We start from the raw sequence: 398 nt of genomic DNA, 5'->3' as shown, positions 1-398 counted from the left end.
TGGGTCAGAGTGGACTTGAACCACCGACCTCACCCTTATCAGGGGTGCGCTCTAACCAGCTGAGCTACAGACCCATTCTTTTTGGTCTTTTAATCCTTATTCTACGTTACTTTCATCGTTTCTCAGTCATGTAGCGAACTACACTCCCTATGAGACTCTTCAAGTGACTTGATTAAGAATCAAAATCCTCAAAAATAACCTTTCGATTATTTGTTCTTTCTTCTCGACAAGCATATCTGTGTGAACACTCAAGCACAGGGATGTGCTGTGTGCAATAAATGCATGGAGCAATTTATTACCAACATATTCCTATTCAGAGTCAAGTTAGTCGTATAGGTAAGGAGGTGATCCAGCCCCAGGTTCCCCTAGGGCTACCTTGTTACGACTTCACCCCAGTC

1 tRNA gene and 1 rRNA gene are annotated in these 398 nt (G+C 43.5%); both read right to left on the bottom strand.

Features of this window, described 5'->3' with window-relative positions:
* Window positions 1–74: transfer RNA gene (locus Q0976_RS24060), tRNA-Ile, on the bottom strand.
* Between the two features lie 263 nt (window positions 75–337).
* Window positions 338–398, bottom strand: a 16S ribosomal RNA gene (locus tag Q0976_RS24055); the annotation flags it as partial.

It is taken from the genome of uncultured Shewanella sp., from assembly GCF_947501665.1.
GTDB lineage: Bacteria > Pseudomonadota > Gammaproteobacteria > Enterobacterales > Shewanellaceae > Shewanella.
Note: the sequence above shows the minus strand (reverse complement) of the source record. Positions and strands in the feature narration are given on the sequence as shown.